This window comes from Lysinibacillus sp. RC79 (assembly GCF_041262405.1).
Taxonomy (GTDB): Bacteria; Bacillota; Bacilli; order Bacillales_A; family Planococcaceae; genus Lysinibacillus.
On the sequence record NZ_JBGCCD010000026.1, the window covers coordinates 39,321 to 57,385 of the forward strand.

The window sequence follows — 18,065 nt, forward strand, 5'->3', positions numbered from 1 at the left end:
TTGATGTTTTATTTATTTTGTTTAGGAACTTCTACTGTGAATGGTTGGAACTTTACTTCTTTTAGTGATGACTTATCGAAAGGTATTTTTGTTTCTACACCATCTTTATCAGTTTGTACGCCACCTCCGCCTGAAGGAAGCATTAAATATGGGGTAATCGTTAATTTTTGAACATCGTCTGAAATCGGGTCAAAGGACTTGGTACTACTAAAGTTCCATACATCATTATCGAAATGACCTTCTCCCCCACCTGAATGCGATGTAATTTCCTTGCCATTCTGATCGGTAATATGGAATTCTATAAACGATGCACCAACTTGTGAATTATCAATTGTCCCCTTTTCAGTAGCTTTATAGTCAAGTGCTATACCTGATGGGCTGAATGAAATTTTGGACACATCCAGTTGAATGCCCTCTGCTTGTTGCTTATGGTTTACAGGAACATAAACAATATCCGTAATTTTTTTAACTGGCACTTTGAAATCCCATTTTTCCCCTCCTTTGCCTTCCAGCACTAAGCCCATTTCAAAGGAATCTGGCATGTTGTCCTTCACATCAAATGTCGCGATACCTGTACGAACTGTAGGACTTAAAACTTTTTCACCATAGGAACCAGAACTCGCCTCAGGATTTTTACCATTTATAGTGAAATCAAGCCCTGCACCAAAGTATTCATTACTTAATTCCTTTTCAGAATCAATTGTAAATCCTACCGTAATATTAGATTCGTCATAAAGGACTTCATCTACCGATACTGAAATACCGTTAATTGTATGCTTTTCTCCAATAGTGCTCGTTAACCCTTGTTCACTTGCCTGTTTTAACCCAGGTAAACCAGAGTTACCGAATACCGAACCGACGATTGGTAGCTGTGATAATGTGCTTGCAAATGTTGGCGATACATATGCGGCGGAACCTACCATAATACTAAATGCGGCTGCGGTACTTGCTACATATAATAATGGTTTACGTTTGCTTTTTCTTTTCATTTGTACAGGTGTTTGAGTCATATTTATTTGCTCCTCTGCTTGTTTTATTCCATTTGCAATTGCTGCTCGTACCTCATCTCTAGGGAATTCTGGAAGGGGTCCGTTTTCATTAAATGACTTTTTCATTGAACGTTGCACTCCTTTCTAATTCTCGCTTTAATTGTTTTTTCCCACGATGCAAATACGTTTTAATCGTGCTAACTGGCTTTTCCATTATTTCTGCAATTTCTTTAATCGGTAGATCGTGATAATAAAATAAAATGATGGCCATTTGCTGAGAATGATTCAAAAGCTCTATAGCATCCGATAAATCGATTGGATTCGCAATAACATTTTCTTGCTCCTGTAAACGATTTAATAATTCACTTTCTTCGTAAGGAATGATTTTCTGCCCTTTTTTTAGCAAACGATAACATTCATGTATTAAAATGCGAAACAGCCATGTGGAGAAAAATTCCGGATGCTTTAGCTGATGAACGGTTAGATAGGCTTTACACGCTGCTTCTTGAATAGCATCCAACGCATCCTCTTTTTGGCCAACATAAGAAAGCGCAGTATAAAATAATTTTTCTTCCTCTAGAATGAGTAGCTGCTCAAACGCTTCCTTATTTCCTGCAATAGCCTGTTTAACGATCGATAAGTCATGTTCCATGCTGTTTCCTCCTTTCAATACTTAGAGTAAATAACCCTATCAAAAGGTTTCACTTTGTTAAAATTCTTTTTATAGATAAACTAAAATGGCATAACGGGCGGTTGATTTCCGCTCCGACCGGGCTCTTTCCTGGGGGCTTCCGATGAGCCGCTTCACTCGCGGGGCTCGCTCCAGGATCTCGTCTGTAACGCTGATCCCCCCAAGGAGTAGCCAAGCCACCACTCCAATCAATATATAATTGCATATGTAATAAAAAAATCTTCTCCAACTTTTGGCGATAAGCAAATATAGTGGTTCTTCTTCAAATGTGGGGGCTGACGTTCAATCCGTCACTTTGGCTCTGCTATCGTGCATTTTATTTGTTCTATCCACGATTTTGATTGTTCTATCCACGACTTTGGCTCTTCTTTCCACGATTTTGGCTCTTCTTTCCACGACTTTGGGCTTCTTTCCACGACTTTGACTCTTCTATCCACCATTTTGGCTCTTCTATCCACGACTCTAACTCTTCTATCCATCTTTTTGGCCCTTCTATCCACGTCTTTGACTCTTCTATCCACTACTTTTGTCAATCTATCCGTCACCTAGGTTTCTACCAAAAAAAGTAGACTACTTCACTTAAAGTAGCCTACTAAACTTTTCTTTATTTATCCAATTTGAATGTAATGTCGCCAACTCCGATTTCTGAGTTGACCTCTATTTTCACATCCGCTTTGTCATACGCTTCGTTTACATAAACCCCTTTGCCTTTAGAAATGAGGCCTTCTATATTTGAAGTGCCGAGGCCTTCTTCCGTCGTAAGCTTTACCCCAACTTCTGATGGTAAAATGACAGTAGTTTGCCCAACACCTGTTTCAATATTCGTTTCGAAGCTTTTTTTCCAATCGCCACCTAAATTCACTTTGAGATCGCCAACACCCGTGTCAATATTTAATTTTTCCAACTGCAACCCTTGTAAATCTAGTTCTGCATCCGACGCGCCCGTTTCGATTGAGAGATCCATTGGAATATCTTCATTCAGTTTAACATCCCATATATTTTTTATTTTCCCAAAACGCACGCTAGTAGAACCTTTATGGTCAATCGATACTTTTCCTGTTTTGCCGCGCAAGTCATATTTTACTCTTGGTGCCAGTTTATCAATATTATATTGAGCAGTACCTTCAACCCAATCCTTGGCACCTTTTTCTACTGTTATTTCTCCAATTCCAAATTGTAATTCAACATCCAACTTTTCTGCTTTATCCTTTTCGACTAGGATCGTTTCATCTTTGGTTTTACCTGGTATGACTGAGTTGCACCCCGATAGCGCAATTAAAGAGGCGCCTATAACCAAACCAAGTCCCATAAATTTTTTCAATGTAATTTCCTCCCGCTATATAATATTCCAATAAATTCATTATATAGGAATTTTCATTTATAAAAACGACCCTCCGCTTTAAAATCTTCTAAGACCTAAGACGTAGTGAGCACTCCTTCCATGGATATGTCAAAAATGAACCCCGTATGAAAACATCATATTCATACGGGGTAGCTGTTAATAGGTGAAAATACGTGAAGCATTATAGAGAATAGAAGTATTTCCTTCATGATCCAATGCATGTATCAGCAATTGAGAAGTAGCTATTTCTGATTTTAGAGGCACTGATATTAATTGCGCATCATTTGAATCAACTGCTTTCTCAATACGCTCTGCCCCAGTGTTTATTATTAATTTTTCAATGTCATGATTTCCAAATAATGGAATAACAATGTGATGGATGTCTTTCAAATAAATGGCATCCATAGTATCTACTTCACTCTGGATATTTTGATCCAGTGCGTAGCCTTTTCCATCATGCCTAAAAATTGAAATGCCTTGAAAGCCATTCTCCGAAAAATAGCCAATTCTATACTGTTGAATCGTTATTGTATCATTCATTTTGACAGTATTAGGATGGAATGGTCCCCATTTTATAGCATTTTGAATTTCCGCTTCATTTTGTACGTAAACGCGATAGCCAATTCGTTCAGACATATTCCCTAAAATGGCAATAATAATGACGATACATAGTAGTACTCGCCAAAACCATTTTTTCATGAATGCAAATATCGCAAAAATAAATAAGAACACAGAACTCACTAACCCTACTACCATCCATGGTCGTGTTAATACGCTATAGTCTTTAACCATTCCTGTCTTTTCTGGATAGAGATTAGTATCGATAAGCGTCGACGTCGTTGATTGGATATCATTTTGGAGAAGGATCATATATAAGCTAATTAACAGACAACCTGATACAACCACTGATAAGATAATAGGCGTTAACGGTTTTCGTCTCCTCTTTGTCTGATTGATTTTTCGGAAGGTTTTTACATGACTTTCATGAGAGAATTTACCTTCCTTATACATTTGATTGATGGCATTACGAATCTGATCCATATTCGAATCCCTCCTCCAATAGCGTGATGCCAACCATTTGACGCGCTCGCCTTAATCGTGTTTTGACCGTATTTTCTGGTAGCTTTAGCAGTTCTGCAACGTCCTTTATGGAAAACTCTGCAAAGTGAAATAGTAGTAGTACATCTTTGTATTTCGTCGGGAGTTTTTCAATCGATGCCACTAGTAATGCATCCGTCTCTCCCATCAATACTTCTTTTTCAGGATTATTGGAAAGGCTCTTTAATTTGCTCCAATAATCAATGACTTGTATTTTTTTATAACGCCAGCTTGAAAGATAACTATGACAATTGTTAATCGCAATTCGATATAAATATGTTTTGATGGAAGCTTCTTCACGAAATTGCTCCATTTTCTCATAATATTTAACAAAGGTGTCTTGTACCAAATCCTCGGCCACTGTCCAATCTTGTACATATGTATAGCAAACTCGTATTAAATAATCTCCGTACTTTTTCATAGCTCTAGTTAAGTGAGCGTCCTTCTGTTCTTTTAACATTTTGCTCGCCCCCTTTGCTTTACACAAAAGCGTTTACAGTTAGACTGATGAACAACAAAAAAGTTTCATGAAAAAAAAATCAATTACGCCTTGGCGTAATTGCGTCCGGATTTTGAATTGTGCGGGCACAATTCATTCCTTTCAAAATCCGTGACATCCGCCGGAGGCTTTATCTTCATTCACTGAATGAAGATAAAATTTTTCATGAAACATACAAGTTAACGGATTTCACTTCCCTCCACTAAAGTTTTTAAGTTAACGAGAGAAGCCTCGTAGCCGTTCGTATTAAAAGTGACCGTGGTGCCATTTTGTTCTTCCTCTAAGACAATAGCGATCAGTGTTTCTTCTATGCCTAAGTAAAACGAAAACTCTTGATTCGGCGTTACATTTTTAATCGTTAATACCATCGGTAATTTTTCTGAAAGCTGATTATGTTCATTCGGCAGTAACGTGAAAATCATCTCTTCTCCAGCCTCTAATTTAGGGATTTCCCAAGTTGAATCTGGGGCGTACCATTGCGACAGTAGCTGTTCCTCTGTGATTGCTCGCCAAACTGCAGCAATACTTGCATCCATCCAAATCGAACTTTTGTCTTTATCCATTATCGCATCCTCCGTTTGCTGAATTCATGTATTTTTCTATCATTTCATCCTATTATAGGAATCAACAACAGTTGCAACTTTAATTTTTGTTTTTAGGTTTTGCTATGCTTTTACGCAACAATCCAATAAAAAGCGTGTTTTGTCAATTGCTTGATCAAAACACGCTTTTAGACTTTTTTATGTTCTACGCATATAAGCACGAACTGTTAGTGGCGCAAAAATGATTACAACAATTGCAGCTCCAATAAGTGAAGCTGACAAATCCCAACCTATTGATCCCGAATTTGAAAGTTCTCTAACGGACGTGACGAGATGTGAAATCGGATTAATTTTCACAAACCACTGCAGGAAATTTGGTAGGGTCTCGGCTGGAACAAAAGCATTAGAAAGAAATGTAAGTGGAAACAGAACGAGCATGGAAATTCCCTGTACACTTGAAGCTGTACGCGCAATGACACCAAAGAAGGCAAAGATCCAGCTTATAGCCCAAGCACAGACAATAACTAAAAGCCCCGCTAGTACAACGTAACCTAATCCACCTTCTGGTCGATACCCCATGATATATCCCATGGTAAAAGTGAGTACAGTTGCTATAGTATATCGAATCGTATCCGCCAAGAGAGCCCCAGCCAATGGTGCAATGCGTGCGATAGGTAGTGATTTAAATCGATCAAACACCCCTTTATCCATATCTTCACGCAATTGGACACCTGTAACGATTGAGGTAGTGATGACAGTTTGCACGAGAATACCTGGAATGATGACTGGCAAATAGTTTTGCACATTCCCCGAAATGGCTCCCCCAAAAATGTAGGTGAACATCAGGGTGAAAATAATCGGCTGAAGCGTTACGTCAAACAATTGCTCAGGTGTACGTCGAATTTTTAATACGCCTCGATAGGCCATCGTTAACGAATTTCTTAAAGATTGATTGAAGCTCGGCTTCTTTAGTAATTGACTTTTCATACTCTTTCCCCCTCTACTTGCTCAGATCCTTTGAGTTCTTGGGGAACATTCTCACCGGTAATTGTCAAAAACACTTCATCTAAGGTCGGTTTTTGTACGCTTAACTCGTCAAGCTGAATTCCTTTTTGGCGAAGTGCGATAAGTAAATCAGTAACTCGGTCAACATTTGCCATTGGAGCAGTAATTTTTCCGATATCCTGTGAAACTGTTGTTCTAACTTTGAGTATTTGTTCTACGGTTTCACGAGCAACTAGGATCTCCTGAGGATTTTGTATGTTCAAATGTAAAGATGATGTACCTACAGATGCCTTTAGCTCATCGACTGTCCCCTCTGCAACAACTCGGCCATGATCAATAACGGCAAGTCGATCTGCCAGCTCATCAACCTCTTGCAGATACTGTGTCGTTAACAGGACGGTTGATCCTGTATCTACTAATCGACGGATCGTTTCCCACATTTGATTACGTGTTCGAGGGTCTAACCCTGTAGTCGGTTCATCTAAGAAAATCAATGGTGGCTGTGCGATAAGACTGGCTGCCAAATCTAAGCGACGACGCATACCACCAGAGAAATTTTTCAAGGGACGTTTAGCCGCTTCTGATAAACCGAACTCTTCTAGTAATTCAGCTGCTTTATTTCGGGCTTCTGTACGTCCCAACCCTAACAAACGAGAGAAGATTATCAAATTTTCCGTTGCACTAAGTGACTCGTCAACTGAAGCATACTGACCAGTGACTCCAATTAATTGACGTACAATATGTGGTTCTTTCACTATGTCATAACCAAATATTCGTGCCGATCCAGCATCTGCTCGTAGTAGGGTTGCTAGCATTCTGATAGTAGTAGTCTTTCCTGCTCCGTTAGGACCAAGTACACCATAGATAGTGCCAGCACGTACGTTTAGATCGACACCATCAACAGCACGATTTTCTCCAAAATGTTTCATGAGACCATGTGCTTCAATGGCCCACTCACTATTCGCTAACGAGCTTTTCATTCTATTCACATTACTCATTGTAATTCCTCCTTCGCTTATTACCATCGTTTCATTTTTCTTGAAACAGATGAAAATCACTTTTATAGATGTTATTCATTGTCTATAAACGGATAATACAACAAGTTTATGAACTGAATGTGAACCGAATGATTTAAGTCATTCATTGAATTTGATCGGCCGTTTTTGAACTCTTCATATTTTTGGTCGTCCTATATAAATTCATTGCACCGAGAGCGACAACTAATGCAACAATATCCAACGCTACTTGATAGCTTGAAAATGTCGTTACCATTAAACCATATAATGAAGGAGCGATCACAATAAAAAACTGATTCAACGTCAAGGCTGCACTCACAGTTAGACCAACATAATGTGGATGCGATTGCTCTGTCACACAAGCAATAAACAACGAATACCAGCCAAGTGCAACGAAGCCTAATAAGAAACAACATAATAGCATCAACATTTTCGCATGTAGCATAAGTGGCAAGATGACGGTAAGAATAACTGTACTAGCCATCACTATCATTAATAAATATTCCCGCTTCTGCGCAAAAAATTGATCACTAATCCAAGCAATAGCTACCCTTCCAATCATTCCACCGAGTAATACAAGGCTTAAATACTGCCCCGCCGCTGTTAAGGAATAACCTCCTTCTTCATGTAAATAACTCATGAAATGGGCAACAAGTATCATTTGTAGAGTCATCATCACAATTCCTACAATGTAGATTGGATACAAATCCTTATTATTTTTTATAGCTTCTAGCTTCTCTTTAAAAGTGATAGAGGTTGCAGCTACTTCTACACGTTTTTTAGGCTCCTGATAGATCAGTAAAAAGAGCAATCCGCCGGCAATAGCTACTAAGCCTTGCACAAGATGTACCGATGTTAGGCTATAATGATGGTACAAATATGTAAGAATAACTGATGCTAAGGCCCCACCGATTGGGATGCCCGTTTGTCGAATGCCAATTGCTAGCCCACGATGTTTGTCTGGGAACCATTTCACAATTGCGGTGCTCCCCCCTGTTTGTGCACTTCCGTACCATACGCCCACGATTAATAATAAAAATAATAACACTGCATAATTATTGACCAACATGAGTAGTAAAGCTGAGAATCCTAATAAAATGGAGCCCCATCCGATGATTTGTTTCTCCCCTTTTTTATCCATCAAGTAGCCGAACATCATCATCGAAAAAATTGGACCAATATTAACGGCAGAAACGATAAAACCTGTTTGGAGCGATGATAAATTCCATTCAATTTGATAAAATGTGGCAATTGGCCCCATGCCGTACGTCACAAAAGTTGCCGCAGTTTGGGACAACGTCGCCACTAAAACGATGATCCATTTATAATATGTATTCATAATAATTCCTCCAATGCTGTTACACTGATTCATTTGTGTAGGATAACTTTATACATCTAAAGTTTACGCCTGCCCAATGAATGCGTAAAATAGAGGATAATGATAGTAGCTATCAAAAAATTTAATAGGTGTGTGAAATACAACATGAACATAGAAGAAGTAGCATTAAAAATCGAAATTTTGGAGAGGCAAAATCTTAGTAAATCCGCTGAAATTACGAATTATACTCAATCTGCCTTAACTTCTAAAGTGAAGAAAATGGAGGCTGAAATTGGTCAGGAGGTGTTTAAACGTACACCGCAGGGCTTGAAGATTACGAATGTAGGGACACAATATTTAAAATTTTTAAAGCTTATTACACAGGAGTACGATGAATTTTTACAAGAGATTGGTTCGGCACAAACGAATACAAAAATTAACTTCGGCACTTCCCATACAACGATTAAAATTTATGGCGCATCCATTATGAATGCCTTACAAACAAATGATATTCCGTTAGACGTCGATTTCACTGTGGAATCTAGCACTTCCTTAAATGAAAAAATACATCATGCCGAAATGGAATGTGCATTGACGAGTAATCCTATTAAACACTACCCTGAATTAAACTATGACATAATTGCAACAGAAACATTTGAAGTCATTTCGAACAATTCTTATACTATTGATTTTGAGAAACGTTCACCTGTCACACTACTAGTGTTAAGCAAAGGCTGTATGTATACTCGGGCGTTGGCAGAGTGGTTAAAAAAGAATCAAGTTCCATTTACGATGAAGGAAATAAAATCGGTAAGTAGTATCCTTGATTTCCTACAAATAGACAATACAATTGCTGTGTTAAATACAAAACTAATTAACCTTTATTACTACTCCAACATTCACTATTACGATTTGCCGCAGTTAAATAAAGTAATAGAGACTGTCTTTATTTACAAGAAGAGCGAGAGTCAACAATCTTCTATCTTTCAATTAAAACATGTTATTGAATCATTGTTGGAAGACCCTATCGAACAAAGCTAGTTCGATAGGGTCCAAATCAATTTATCGGAACAATTCTGTGATTTATCGGAACAATTTCAAAGTTTATCGGAACAAATTTTTGATTTATCGGAACAATTTCAAGGTTTATCGCCCTAATTTTTAAATTTATCGCCTAACTTTTAATATTTATCGCCCAACTTTGATTTATCGCTCAACTTTTTTAATTTATCGCCCTAACTTTGGTTTATCACCCAACTTTTATAATTTATCGCCCAACTTAAAATCAAAGAACCGCTAACCCTTGCGAGCCAAAATAAGGGAGTTGAGTCCAAGCGGCTACCTGCAATCTAACTAGACTTCCTCCCTCTTGAATAGCAAATACAGAGACCGTTCCCTGATTTCCGTTGAGGGTATAAAAATGCCGTCCATCTTTACTCACTCCAACATCCATCGGCAGTCCTGGAGCTGTACCGATTGGTGTACTAGTAATATGTCCTGCCACAGACAATGCTCCATTGTTATCGATTCGATAGGTGGAAATAGTGCCACTTAGAGTATTAGTAATGAATGCAAAACGTTCATCTCTTGTTGTGATTACCCAGCATGCTGTTTTATATCCGTTAGGTACAGAGCCACTAATCACATGAAGAATCCCGTCGTTGCTCATTGAATAGGATGACAACGCATTTGAACTTGCTTCAGTAACTAAGAGGATTCCAGAGGATAAAAAATAGGCACCCAATGGGCCATCACCATAAGAATCATTAACGATTGGTTCTGTAACCGTACCATTTTGATTTACGTTGAAAACACTAAGACGGTTTGAAGTATACTCGGTTACTAGGAGCTTACTACCATCACGTGTGAAGAGAACCTGAGCGGGCTCAGCATTGAAAGTGCTGAGAGAACGTGAAGAACCAGCAATAGGAGTAAGGCGCCCGTGTTCATCTATACGAAAACCCATGATGTTCGATGCATAATTGTTTGCGGCATTCCCAACATTAGCAACATAGACAAGATTACCAAACACATCTACACTATTAGGCTGAGCACCTCCCGATGGCTTCACGTCCACGAGAACGGGCACACCGCTGTCACTAATGATAAAACTGCTGATACTATGGCTGCCTGCGTTCACTGCGAGAAGGAAACGACCATCACGGGATAAGGTCAAAGCTCCTTGTGACGTAAGGGGATCGACACCATTGTTTGGCGTTGCCGCTGATACCTTCCTTATACCAGTACCCCTCCCATTAGTCGGGTAGGCACCCGCGAAGGTGAGCATTCCATTCATGTCTCTGTAAAAGGCAATGACTTGATTCACGACTTCATTATTCGTCATCATGTAAACCATACTTACACTCGCAGGGAAATTTTTGTTCATATAAACTTTCCTCCTTTTATAGTTTTATATGGTTCTTTTACAATTTCGATTCCCGAAATTAATGTGACAAGTATTATTATTCACTTATCTCACTAACCTATCTTTAATTAATAACACTGCCGAAACAGTTGTCCAATTGTTGTTTTAGCACCTATGGCTGAAGGATGTGCAGCAACACCTAGCTTTGTTCGATGTAATAAAAAAACAACGGCAAAATGAAAAAGCCGTTGTTTTTAGATTGAAATAGAAAAACAAAATGATGTCCCTTCCTCGTTTGAATAGAGTGAATAGCTTACTTGAAGAATTCTAGCGATGTCATCAATGATCTTCAAACCAAGACCCCCGCTTACACGATTTTGTTCAAAGCCAATACCGTTATCAATCATGAAAATCTTATTATCTTTCATTGTTATCTCGAGCTTTGTAGCATTGGAATGTTTCAATGTGTTTTGGAACACATTATCGAACATTCGTTGTAGCCATAGTTCATTACTCGTCCATGTTAAATGTGTTACCTCTGGACGATAGATTAGTTCAATGTTATGCATTCTATATAAATAGCTCCACTTTTTTATCATCATTTCTAACAGTATCGTGAGTTGCACTTCTTCCGCCACGATATAAGAATTCGCCATTGTATCTAAGGACTGCAAATTAAATTCATTCGTTAAGCTAGCGATATATTGAATTTGCTCATTCAAAGATTCCACCAATTTTGGTTGTTCCTTATAGTAATCTTCTAGATAAAATAGTTGTAAACGGATCGCTGTTAACGGTGTATTAATGTCGTGTCTTAGCTTTTGTAGTAGCTCTTTTTGTTGCTCCTGCTGTTGTTTTAGCTCTAATTCCCGATAGGTAGTTCGCTCAATTAGGATATTAACTGACTGAATTAACTGTCCAATTTCATCCTCACCGCCAACAACTAATGTACTCGGTATTCTTTCATTACTTGCTAAGTCTCGAATCGTTTTGTTTAGCGTATTAATTTTCGTCAATAATGAATTGATCGATTTCGAAAATAAAAATGCTAGTAAACATAATGATAGGAAGAACACAATCAGCATAGTTGGATAGGCGAAAGATTCATGGAATGGAGTGCCTTTATTTCTAGTTTTAAAGGCGAATTCATAAATAATAGACATCGACACACTGATTCCTAACAATACGATTGGAACACTGACTATAGCAGTAAATAATAATAATCGATATTTTGTTTTTAATGTCATTTCTTTATGTAGGTATTTAATCGATACCCTTCTCCGTAAATATTTTGTAGGATGGTACCTGATGAATCATTTATTTTCGTTCTGATCTTTTTGATGTGAACATTGATGATATTTTGATTTCGATCTTCAAGCGGCCATAAATAGTCAAAAAAATGATCCTTCGTTAACACCCTATCCTTGTTGTCAAGTAAATAAAAGAAGATTTTACGTTCGATTGCTGTTAATGAAATTTCATCATTTATATTATTTTTAAATAATTTACGATGCTCTATATCAATCAATAGATGCTGGATTTGCGTAAATGTCCCATATTGCTGTTCTAGCATTTTCTGCATTCTTAAAAGAAGCTCTCTCGGATCAAATGGTTTTGTCATATAGTCTTCACCAACTGTTAACCCTTGAAGCTTGCTCTCTATATCATTACGAGCTGAAAGAAAAATAATGGGGATATTTAAGCCTAAGCTTTTAATGTTCTTTGTTAGCTGATAGCCATCCTCCCCTGGAAGCATAATGTCCATTATTACTAAATCAATTTGATGGATAATGTTCATAATTTCTCGTCCATCAGTTTTCCATACTACGTCGTAACCTTCACGTTGCAGTATTTTTTGCATCAAATCGCCAATCATTTGGTCGTCTTCTACTATTAAAATCGTAAATCCTTTCATTACCTCGGCCTTTCTTTGTTGCCAACTTTTGTCTTCATAAATTCTATCGCAAGATTATAAATTTCATCAGGTTTATATAAATAAATACTATGAGTACCACTTAATTCTTTCACATCCGCAATGTTAATTTGCTCGGCAAATTCCTCATATTTCTGGCTATGGTAATTCGTAAATTTCGAATCTTTATTTTGTTGAGCAATGGCATCTATTAATAATATCGGTGTGTCTTTTGGTTTCGGAAGCTCTTCTGATTTTAAACTATTTTCGTACACTTGTAATAGCTCATTTTTCATATCATCATTAAAAGTTTGTTTAAAGGATAGTGCCTTATAAATTTCTTTTTCTTCCGCAGTTAAAAACGATTGCTTCATTACTTCAGAATTATACACTTTCGAAGGGATTAAGCGTTGTAAGCCTATTTTCGTTAGCAAATTCATTCCTTTAACAGTCCATAAATCGACTACTCCCATTTTATGCTCCACATATTGACCTGGCAAACCTATATCAAGCGCAATAATCCCCTTAATTTCTTCAGGGTATTTTTGTGCCCAATAAATCGCTTCAACACCAGAAATGGAATGTGGTACTAATATATAAGGAGGTTTATTTCCGCTTTTCAGAAGAGCTTCTCTCGTTTGTGCTAAAATTGTATCAATATCTCGTTCGTCCTTCGAGACATCGCTATACCCATATCCCGCTCTTTCAATAACTGCAATCTTCTGTCCTTGTGAAAATTTACTGTACAGCCCTTTCATTTCATAAATGGGTGCCGCAATCCCTGAGCCTGCCATAAACACATACGTGTCCTGACCATCCCCCTCAGTGTAAACATTGATTTTTTGATGATCGACCTCTACAAGTGTTCCTTTAGTATCTAAAAGTTCAGATTCCCTACTAAGCTGATATCGATGATAGCTGAATATCCCCACAAGTCCAATAAGCATGGCCGCTATAAAGTAGATAGCTATTTTCTTAAACATGTTTTTCATAAAAATCTCCTCTCAGTTGATACTAAAAGAATAAACAATAAAAATAAATTTCTTATTAATTTTCTTGCTTATTACCATAACGTTTGGTTGATTTAACAAAGTCATCAACTTTTGGTGATTAGGGTAATAAAAAAGCTGTCTAAAAGCGTTTTACTCCACTTTAGACAGCCCTTGCACTTAAAATTATTGATTTGGATAGATCTCTTGTAAAAAGGATACAGATCGTTGGATGAGCGACTTTAATATCTCCACATCAATATCCGCTAGTTTATTTATATAAACACAAGCTTTTCCTGTTGTATGTTTACCAAAGTCCTTTAATAAATTGTCTCGCTCGCTGTCACCTGGGGCAAAATATAAACTGGTTTTAGCTTTTCGAGGAGAAAATCCAACTAAAGGTGCATCGCCTTCGTGTCCAGATTTATATTTATAATGATATTTGCCAAATCCTATAATACTTGGCCCCCACATTTTTGCTTCATACCCTGTTACTTCAGCAAAAATATCCAATAGTCGGTAAGCATCTTCACGCTTTTTAGGATGATCCACGTTTTCAATAAATTCAATGACACTCTCATCAGTTTCTTTAGTTTTCAATTCGTACATTTTTATACCTCACTTTCTAAAGTTGAATTTTGATGCATCATAACATTTCCAAATGCCTTCTACAATAACTAAAAACAAAAACTGTCTAATAAGTTTTTACATACTTAATAGACAGCCTTCTATATGTTATTCCACTTGCTCAAGCAAAAGTTTTTGCTGTAGATTACTATAAATACCTTGCTTTTGCATGAGCTGCTGGTGATTGCCTTGTTCAACAATCTCACCTTGTTGAATAACAAGAATTTGGTCAGCATTTTCGATTGTTTTTAAGCGGTGCGCAATAACAAAGCTTGTGCGGCCCTGCATTAAATGCTGAAGACCTTTTTGAATATCGACCTCTGTTTGCGTATCCACACTGGATGTAGCTTCATCTAAAATTAAAATATCTGAATTTTCAAGAATTTCCCGGGCAATAGCCAATAATTGTCGTTGACCTTGACTTAAATTTGCTCCACCTGCCTGTACAGGTGTATCGTATTGTGCTGGTAAATATTTAATAAAGTTATGGGCATTCGCGATTTTCGCCGCTTCTTCTACCTCTTCATCTGTAGCATCAAGTTTACCGAAACGAATATTTTCACGAATCGTTCCAGAGAATAAATACGTATCCTGAAGTACGACACCAACTCTTTGACGGATCGTTGCCATTTTGTAATCCTCGATATTATGACCATCAATCAAAATTTCACCTGCATCGACATCATAAAAACGAGTTAACAAATTGATAATCGTTGTTTTCCCAGATCCCGTTGGTCCGACAAGTGCAATAGTTTCTCCTGCCTTGGCATGGAAGCTAATATTTTTCAGTACCGGCTTGTCTGGTACATAGCTGAAGGATACATGTTGAAATGACACATCCCCTTTTAAACTTTGACAATCAATGGCATGCTCTTTGTCAGCTACTTCCGAAGGTTCATCTAAAATTTCGAAGACTCGTTCTGCCCCAGCAATCGCCGACTGCAAGGTATTTAAAAGATTAGATAGCTGATTCAACGGTCGGAAAAATTGACGCGTATACGTGACAAATGCGGCGATAACCCCAATTGAAACGATCCCTTTTACCGATAACAATGCTCCTGTGCCAATAACAACAGCTAAACCTAAGTTATTCATAAAGTTATTAATTGGGCCTAGTAGACCTGAAGTAATTTCAGCTCGCTGTGCCGAGTTACGGAGATTTTCGTTCTGTTGATGGAACGTCTCAATCGTTTGTTGTTCTGTCCCAAAAAGCGTTACAACCTCCGCCCCCGTAATCATTTCCTCAATATAACCGTTCAGCTTCCCTAAATCACGTTGACGTGCCGCATAGTTTTTACTACTACGTTTGACAATTTGCTTCGTCGTAAAAACAATTAGTGGAATAATGATTAGCGTCACGACTGCTAACTGCCAGCTAAGTGAGAACATAGCAATACTAACACCGATTACCGTTAAGACCGACGATACGATTTGTGTCACACTTTGTGCAAGTGCAGTATTTAAATTATCGATATCATTCGTCACACGGCTCATTAAATCACCGAGTGCACGCTGATCGAAAAATCTCAGTGTTAACGTTTGTAGCTTTTTAAACAGTTCCAGTCGTAATGTTCGAATTGTTTTCATCGCCACATGAATCATGACATATGTTTGTAGCCACGTAAAAATAGACGCTACTGTATAGATAACTGCAAGAACAATACCTAGACGAACCGTACCAGCAATGTCCTTTTTCATAATGAATTCATCAACGATATGTCCGATTAAATACGGACCTGCTAAACTTAAAAATGTAGAAGCTACTACAAAAAGGATAGAGAAATAAAGCCCTATTTTTTGTTGCTTCACATATTGCCACACACGAGAAATCGTTGCTTTTTGATTTTTAGCTTTCTCAGCTGGCCCAGCCATACGTGGCCCACGTCCAAAATTCATTTGCTTTGGTTGACTTTTACTCATTGTTGTACACCAGCCTCTTGCTGTGAAGCATAAATTGCTTTGTAGGGATTATTATTCCGCAATAACTGTTGGTGTGTACCTTGACCTACAATTTCGCCGTCCTCTAATACTAGAATCAGGTCAGCCAGTTGAATAGAAGCAATTTTAGACGCTACGATAAACGTCGTTGTATCATTATATTGATTGCTAATAGCTTGCTGGACATGTTTTTCAGAGGCGCTATCAAGAGCAGATGTTGTATCATCCAGTACTAAAATAGCTGGCTTTCTTACGAGTGCACGCGTTAACGCTAATCGTTGCTTTTGGCCGCCAGAGAGATTGGTTGCCCCTTGTGAAAGTTCATGCGCTAAGCCTTTATCTAGTCGGTCCACAAATTCAGTAGCACACGCTGCATCTAGAGCTTGCTGTAATTCCTCGGATGTTGCATCCTCCTTGCCAAGACGGATATTATTGTTAATTGCACCTGAGAACAGTAATGCTTTTTGAGAGGTAAAGCCGATATGTTTACGTAAAGTTGATAATGCATAATCTTTGAGAGGCTTTCCATCCAAGCGGATTTCTCCACTCGTTGGGTCAAATAAACGTGGTAATAGCTTCACTAACGTTGATTTTCCACTGCCTGTTTTTCCGATTAGGCCTACCGTTTGTCCCGGCTTTACGGAAAATGTGATATTTTTTAGAACATCCTCAGCCGATTCATAATAACGATAGCTCACATTTTGGAAGTCAATCGCCCCTTGAATTGGTGATGTAAGCGGATTTTCTGCTTCCTTGATCGCTACTTCTTTATTTAAGACGTCTACGATACGCTCCCCTGAAGGAATAGCACGTGCAATTTGCATCAGCACCATGCTAGAAGTCATCAATCCATTTAGTATAATCGTTAAATAGTTAATAAACGCGAGGATTACACCAACCTGTAATGTGCCGGCTTCTACTTTAATAGCCCCAAGCCAAAGCGCTGCTACAATTCCTAGATTGACAACGAACATCGTAAATGGCACGAGCACGCCAACAATTTGCTCGGCTGTAATAAAGCGTTTCGTCAGCGTATCATTAAGTCCACTAAATTGTTCAATCTGTTGCGTTTCACGACGGAACGCCTTAACGACACGAATCCCCGCTAAATTCTCTTGAAGCTTCGTATTAACACCATCAATTGCTTCCTGCACTCTACGGTATAGCACACCTGAGTACTTTGTGAAAAAGTACATCGCAATAATCAATATCGGCACGATCATAAGAAGTATAGAAAATAGCTCACGTGCCGTCACAAAAACAATAATAACGGCTCCAATAAATAATAGTGGACCACGCACAAAAATACGCAATGTCATCATAAACGCGCGCTGAACACTTTCCACATCGCTCGTTAAAATCGTAATAAGCTTCCCTGTAGTAAAAGCATCACGTTCCTTTGCCGAATACGTCATCATTTTTTCATAAAGTGACTGACGAACATCCGATGCAAAATGGATAGCTGCCTTTGAACTATAATAGGAGCAGCCAATCCCACCAACAAGTCCGAATATCGCACTAATTAGCATCCATACGAACATTTTCAGCACATAAGGATTGTCGCCATTGGCAATACCCGTATCGATCATATGCTGCATAATAGTAGGCTGCAGTAAATCCATCGTTACCTCTAGCACCATTAATAATGGCGCAATCAAGGTAAAAAATTTATAGGGCCCTAAATACCCTCCTAGCTGTTTAATTGCTTGCATTCTTTCGTCTCCGTTCCATTTA

18 protein-coding genes are annotated in these 18,065 nt (G+C 38.2%); 1 reads left to right on the forward strand and 17 read right to left on the reverse strand.

All coding sequences use genetic code 11. The features are described from left to right. Window positions 1–8: 8 nt before the first annotated feature. The 10 genes from ABH968_RS20215 to ABH968_RS20260 form a co-directional block, all read right to left on the reverse strand. A complete protein-coding gene (locus ABH968_RS20215) occupies window positions 9–1,115 on the reverse strand; it encodes a DUF4179 domain-containing protein (RefSeq protein WP_370046883.1) in 1,107 nt (368 codons plus the stop codon). After that, window positions 1,099–1,641: a sigma-70 family RNA polymerase sigma factor gene (locus ABH968_RS20220; protein WP_370046885.1), complete on the reverse strand. Its 543-nt coding sequence runs from the start codon at window positions 1,639–1,641 to the stop codon at window positions 1,099–1,101. The genes ABH968_RS20215 and ABH968_RS20220 overlap by 17 nt, the downstream gene beginning before the upstream one ends. A gap of 329 nt (window positions 1,642–1,970) precedes the next feature. Then, entirely contained in the window at window positions 1,971–2,213 is a 243-nt protein-coding gene (locus ABH968_RS20225; protein WP_370046886.1) for a hypothetical protein, read from the reverse strand. Window positions 2,214–2,284: 71 nt separating this feature from the next. After that, entirely contained in the window at window positions 2,285–3,001 is a 717-nt protein-coding gene (locus tag ABH968_RS20230; RefSeq protein ID WP_370046888.1) for a toast rack family protein, read from the reverse strand. A gap of 177 nt (window positions 3,002–3,178) precedes the next feature. Beyond that, window positions 3,179–4,063, reverse strand: coding sequence for a hypothetical protein (locus ABH968_RS20235; RefSeq protein WP_370046890.1), 885 nt, complete (start codon window positions 4,061–4,063; stop codon window positions 3,179–3,181). Then, window positions 4,047–4,580, reverse strand: coding sequence for a sigma-70 family RNA polymerase sigma factor (locus tag ABH968_RS20240; RefSeq protein ID WP_370046892.1), 534 nt, complete (start codon window positions 4,578–4,580; stop codon window positions 4,047–4,049). Before ABH968_RS20240 ends, ABH968_RS20235 begins: the two co-directional genes overlap by 17 nt. Before the next feature lie 218 nt (window positions 4,581–4,798). Beyond that, a complete protein-coding gene (locus tag ABH968_RS20245) occupies window positions 4,799–5,182 on the reverse strand; it encodes an SRPBCC family protein (protein WP_370046894.1) in 384 nt (127 codons plus the stop codon). A gap of 177 nt (window positions 5,183–5,359) precedes the next feature. Further along, complete coding sequence (locus tag ABH968_RS20250; RefSeq protein WP_370046896.1) at window positions 5,360–6,148, reverse strand: ABC transporter permease; 789 nt, start codon at window positions 6,146–6,148, stop codon at window positions 5,360–5,362. Then, window positions 6,145–7,164, reverse strand: a complete 1,020-nt coding sequence (locus ABH968_RS20255) for an ATP-binding cassette domain-containing protein (protein ID WP_370046898.1) — start codon at window positions 7,162–7,164, stop codon at window positions 6,145–6,147. The genes ABH968_RS20250 and ABH968_RS20255 overlap by 4 nt, the downstream gene beginning before the upstream one ends. A gap of 142 nt (window positions 7,165–7,306) precedes the next feature. After that, window positions 7,307–8,554 (reverse strand): MFS transporter, encoded by a 1,248-nt coding sequence (locus tag ABH968_RS20260; RefSeq protein ID WP_370046899.1) that lies wholly within the window; start codon window positions 8,552–8,554, stop codon window positions 7,307–7,309. A gap of 111 nt (window positions 8,555–8,665) precedes the next feature. On the opposite strand from ABH968_RS20260, the gene ABH968_RS20265 reads away from it, so the two are divergent. After that, window positions 8,666–9,541: a LysR family transcriptional regulator gene (locus ABH968_RS20265; protein WP_370046901.1), complete on the forward strand. Its 876-nt coding sequence runs from the start codon at window positions 8,666–8,668 to the stop codon at window positions 9,539–9,541. 244 nt (window positions 9,542–9,785) lie between these two features. Here the strand turns inward: ABH968_RS20265 and ABH968_RS20270 are convergent, their stop codons facing one another. The 7 genes from ABH968_RS20270 to ABH968_RS20300 all read right to left on the reverse strand — a co-directional run bounded on the left by ABH968_RS20270 (window position 9,786) and on the right by ABH968_RS20300 (window position 18,043). Beyond that, the gene (locus ABH968_RS20270; RefSeq protein ID WP_370046903.1) at window positions 9,786–10,886 is read right to left on the reverse strand and encodes a lactonase family protein; all 1,101 of its coding nucleotides are present in this window, start codon (window positions 10,884–10,886) and stop codon (window positions 9,786–9,788) included. Window positions 10,887–11,119: 233 nt separating this feature from the next. Continuing rightward, window positions 11,120–12,112, reverse strand: coding sequence for a sensor histidine kinase (locus ABH968_RS20275; protein WP_370046905.1), 993 nt, complete (start codon window positions 12,110–12,112; stop codon window positions 11,120–11,122). Beyond that, the gene (locus ABH968_RS20280; RefSeq protein WP_370046907.1) at window positions 12,109–12,780 is read right to left on the reverse strand and encodes a response regulator transcription factor; all 672 of its coding nucleotides are present in this window, start codon (window positions 12,778–12,780) and stop codon (window positions 12,109–12,111) included. Before ABH968_RS20280 ends, ABH968_RS20275 begins: the two co-directional genes overlap by 4 nt. Next, the gene (locus tag ABH968_RS20285) at window positions 12,780–13,769 is read right to left on the reverse strand and encodes an alpha/beta hydrolase (RefSeq protein ID WP_370046909.1); all 990 of its coding nucleotides are present in this window, start codon (window positions 13,767–13,769) and stop codon (window positions 12,780–12,782) included. The genes ABH968_RS20280 and ABH968_RS20285 overlap by 1 nt, the downstream gene beginning before the upstream one ends. 183 nt (window positions 13,770–13,952) lie before the next feature. Further along, complete coding sequence (locus ABH968_RS20290; RefSeq protein ID WP_370046911.1) at window positions 13,953–14,375, reverse strand: DUF1801 domain-containing protein; 423 nt, start codon at window positions 14,373–14,375, stop codon at window positions 13,953–13,955. Window positions 14,376–14,501: 126 nt separating this feature from the next. Beyond that, window positions 14,502–16,313 carry an ABC transporter ATP-binding protein gene (locus ABH968_RS20295; RefSeq protein ID WP_370046913.1) on the reverse strand — a complete coding sequence of 604 codons (1,812 nt, stop codon included), beginning with the start codon at window positions 16,311–16,313 and terminating at the stop codon, window positions 14,502–14,504. After that, the gene (locus ABH968_RS20300; protein ID WP_370046914.1) at window positions 16,310–18,043 is read right to left on the reverse strand and encodes an ABC transporter ATP-binding protein; all 1,734 of its coding nucleotides are present in this window, start codon (window positions 18,041–18,043) and stop codon (window positions 16,310–16,312) included. The genes ABH968_RS20295 and ABH968_RS20300 overlap by 4 nt, the downstream gene beginning before the upstream one ends. Window positions 18,044–18,065 lie beyond the last annotated feature (22 nt).

Bases quoted from the DNA above. Each gene is read 5' to 3' on its own strand.
- ABH968_RS20240 (WP_370046892.1), bottom strand. From the start codon at position 4,580: ATGTTAAAAGAACAGAAGGACGCTCACTTAACTAGAGCTATGAAAAAG.
- ABH968_RS20295 (WP_370046913.1), bottom strand. From the start codon at position 16,313: ATGAGTAAAAGTCAACCAAAGCAAATGAATTTTGGACGTGGGCCACGT.
- ABH968_RS20250 (WP_370046896.1), bottom strand. From the start codon at position 6,148: ATGAAAAGTCAATTACTAAAGAAGCCGAGCTTCAATCAATCTTTAAGA.
- ABH968_RS20285 (WP_370046909.1), bottom strand. From the start codon at position 13,769: ATGAAAAACATGTTTAAGAAAATAGCTATCTACTTTATAGCGGCCATG.
- ABH968_RS20260 (WP_370046899.1), bottom strand. From the start codon at position 8,554: ATGAATCAGTGTAACAGCATTGGAGGAATTATTATGAATACATATTAT.
- ABH968_RS20300 (WP_370046914.1), bottom strand. From the start codon at position 18,043: ATGCAAGCAATTAAACAGCTAGGAGGGTATTTAGGGCCCTATAAATTT.
- ABH968_RS20235 (WP_370046890.1), bottom strand. From the start codon at position 4,063: ATGGATCAGATTCGTAATGCCATCAATCAAATGTATAAGGAAGGTAAA.
- ABH968_RS20220 (WP_370046885.1), bottom strand. From the start codon at position 1,641: ATGGAACATGACTTATCGATCGTTAAACAGGCTATTGCAGGAAATAAG.
- ABH968_RS20255 (WP_370046898.1), bottom strand. From the start codon at position 7,164: ATGAGTAATGTGAATAGAATGAAAAGCTCGTTAGCGAATAGTGAGTGG.
- ABH968_RS20275 (WP_370046905.1), bottom strand. From the start codon at position 12,112: ATGACATTAAAAACAAAATATCGATTATTATTATTTACTGCTATAGTC.
- ABH968_RS20215 (WP_370046883.1), bottom strand. From the start codon at position 1,115: ATGAAAAAGTCATTTAATGAAAACGGACCCCTTCCAGAATTCCCTAGA.
- ABH968_RS20265 (WP_370046901.1), top strand. From the start codon at position 8,666: ATGAACATAGAAGAAGTAGCATTAAAAATCGAAATTTTGGAGAGGCAA.
- ABH968_RS20280 (WP_370046907.1), bottom strand. From the start codon at position 12,780: ATGAAAGGATTTACGATTTTAATAGTAGAAGACGACCAAATGATTGGC.
- ABH968_RS20245 (WP_370046894.1), bottom strand. From the start codon at position 5,182: ATGGATAAAGACAAAAGTTCGATTTGGATGGATGCAAGTATTGCTGCA.
- ABH968_RS20290 (WP_370046911.1), bottom strand. From the start codon at position 14,375: ATGTACGAATTGAAAACTAAAGAAACTGATGAGAGTGTCATTGAATTT.
- ABH968_RS20270 (WP_370046903.1), bottom strand. From the start codon at position 10,886: ATGAACAAAAATTTCCCTGCGAGTGTAAGTATGGTTTACATGATGACG.